Source organism: Methylobacterium sp. WL116 (genome assembly GCF_008039455.1).
GTDB lineage: Bacteria > Pseudomonadota > Alphaproteobacteria > Rhizobiales > Beijerinckiaceae > Methylobacterium.
Genome location: NZ_VRUV01000626.1, coordinates 1 through 2,393, shown reverse-complemented (window position 1 = coordinate 2,393; position 2,393 = coordinate 1). Strand labels below are relative to the sequence as shown.

Sequence of the window (2,393 nt, the reverse complement as noted above, 5' to 3'; positions counted from 1 at the left end):
GGCCGAGGGGAAGACACGATCGACGACGACACGATCGACATGGCAGACCCCGCCTCCCTCCGCCGCCGGCCGCCGGCCGGGCACGGACCATTTTGTAGCCGCGGCGGCGCGGTGCTAAAATCCGTGGGTCGCGTCGAAGACCGGCGGATTCCCCATCGGAATGGCGTTCTGCGCGTGAAGACCACCGATTCGATCGATGCCGCCATCCTGCGCATCCTGCAGCAGGACGGGCGCATCGCCACCGTCGACCTCGCCGAGCGGCTCAGGCTCTCGCCCACCGCCACGGCCGAGCGCCTGAAGCGGCTGACCCGCGCGGGCTACATCACCGGCTACGGTGCCCGCCTCGATCCGGCGATGCTCGATCTGGGATTGCTGGTGTTCATCGAGGTGCTGCTCGACAAGACCACCGGCGCGGTGTTCGACCGCTTCTCGCAGGAGGTCCGCCGCGTGCCGGAGATCCTGGAATGCCACATGGTGGCCGGCGGGTTCGACTACCTGCTCAAGGCCCGGGTGAAGGACATGGCCGCCTATCGCCGCTTCCTCGGGCAGGTCATGGTCGACCTGCCCGGCGTGAAGGAGACGCGCACCTACGCGGTGATGGAGGAGGTCAAGACGGACAGCCCGCTGCCCGTGTGAGCCGCGACCGGGCAACGAGCCGGCCCACATCCGGTCCGAGCGAACATCCGGTTCGTGAATATCGCCGCAAGACAGCCGATCGGCAGAGATCCGCCCTGAGCCGATGTTGCCGGATCGCCCACAGGCGGCTTCATCCGGGGCGAGCCGCCGGCGACCCGGACACCCCATACGGGTCGTGGGCGCACGGGGTGGCGCCAGCCGCCTCGCTGTATTGCTGTCCGTGGGCGGACCGCCGCGGAATCACCCGACGCCGGCTTTGGCAGGTCCCTGGTGCAACGAGCGAGCGGCCCGCACCCAGATCAGGCCGTGATCGGCTCGCGGCCGTAATGGGTGGCGTAGGCATTCTCGAGGCCCGGCAGGATGTCCACGATCTCGAAGTAGCGGTCCCAGAACGGGGTCTCGCGTATCGCTTCGACGAGAAGCTGGTAGCTCTGGTGATCCCTTGCGTCCCACATCCACAGGTCGGTGACACGAGCGGAGTAGAACTCGATGTCGAAGAACCGCAGCGTCACATCGGCGGCATGCGCCTTCAGGATAGGCGTGAACGTCTCGCGAAAGAGCTCGAAACGTTTCTCGACCGGAAAGCCCAGCCACTCGGTGGTGGTCTTCACGAGCATGAACACTGTCAGGGCCGAATCGAAGGGTTTGCCGGATCTCGTCATCTTGCGTCCTTGCACTGTCGCGTGACGCCCCTAGGATGCGAGCGATCGCTCGCTTCCGCTACTCGCATTCGTTCGCATGACCGACCCCCTGACGGCGCAGCGCCCCCGCCCCCGGAAGAGGCCGCAGCAGGCCCGTTCTCTCGCCACCGTCGAGGCGATCGTCGAGGCGGCGGCTCGCATTCTGGAGGCGGTGGGCCACGGCGGTTTCTCGACGAATGCCGTGGTCGAGCGTGCGGGGGTCAGCGTCGGCTCGCTGTACCAATACTTCCCGCGGAAGGAGGCGCTCGTCGGCGCTCTCATCGTCCGCGAGAAGAATCGATTGATCGAGGATGCACGGGCGGCAGCGTCACGGCCGGCCGGAACGGATGCGCTCGTCGCGGTGATCGAAGCGTGCGTCGGTCATCAGCTCCGTCGCCCCGCCCTGGCACGGCTGCTGGACTTCGAGGAGGCCCGCCTGCCCTTCGACGCCGAGATCCACCGCAGCGCTGCGGCTCTGAACACGCTCGTGTCCGGCCTGCTCGAGCGGCCGGACCTGCCACGGCAGCCGGACACGCCGACGGCCGCCGCAGACCTGCTGGCGATCATCAAGGGTATGATCGACGCGGCCGGCGAGCGCGGCGAAACGGGCGAGGTGCCGCTCGTCGATCGTGTTCGCCGGGCCGTGCTCGGCTACCTCGGCGCCGGCGCGTGACCGTCCCCAGGTGCCCGTGATCCCCCTGTCGCGAGACCCGCGGACGGCACCCGATCGTCGGGCGCCGGCGACTCGCCCAAGAGCCGGTGTCACGGCAGGGCGCCCGAAAACGCCCCGTCCAGGCATCGTTCGAAGGCCGGGCGCGTCAATGCCCCGAATGGCGCACCGCCATCTTGAGGCGCTGGTCGACGTCGTCGATGCGGGCGGCGACGCCGCGGCGGATGCATTTGCCGAGGGTGTCGCCGGCGAAGAAGCCCAACGTCGCCTCCTGCTCGCGGCAGGCGACGGTCGGCGGCCAGGCCAGGTAGATGCCGGCGATGGCGGCGATGACCACGAGCTCGACCACGAGCCAGCCGCCCCAGCCGAGGCGGAAGCCCTCGCGCCGGCCCGCGCCGTGCCGGCGC

The 2,393-nt window shown here is 69.1% G+C and carries 4 protein-coding genes; 2 read left to right on the top strand and 2 right to left on the bottom strand.

What is annotated here, in order from left to right:
* The first annotated feature begins 174 nt into the window (after positions 1 to 174).
* A complete protein-coding gene (locus tag FV223_RS25460) occupies positions 175 to 636 on the top strand; it encodes an Lrp/AsnC ligand binding domain-containing protein (protein ID WP_147844599.1) in 462 nt (153 codons plus the stop codon).
* A 299-nt stretch (positions 637 to 935) separates the two neighbouring features.
* Here the strand turns inward: FV223_RS25460 and FV223_RS25455 are convergent, their stop codons facing one another.
* Positions 936 to 1,298 (bottom strand): darcynin family protein, encoded by a 363-nt coding sequence (locus FV223_RS25455; protein WP_147729553.1) that lies wholly within the window; start codon positions 1,296 to 1,298, stop codon positions 936 to 938.
* Positions 1,299 to 1,374: 76 nt separating this feature from the next.
* Between FV223_RS25455 and FV223_RS25450 the strand changes: the two genes are divergently transcribed.
* On the top strand, positions 1,375 to 1,989 hold the full coding sequence (locus FV223_RS25450; RefSeq protein WP_147729552.1) for a TetR/AcrR family transcriptional regulator: 615 nt from the start codon (positions 1,375 to 1,377) through the stop codon (positions 1,987 to 1,989).
* A 145-nt stretch (positions 1,990 to 2,134) separates the two neighbouring features.
* Here the strand turns inward: FV223_RS25450 and FV223_RS30855 are convergent.
* The coding region (locus FV223_RS30855) for a hypothetical protein (RefSeq protein WP_187276245.1) at positions 2,135 to 2,393 on the bottom strand (259 nt) is incomplete at its 5' end.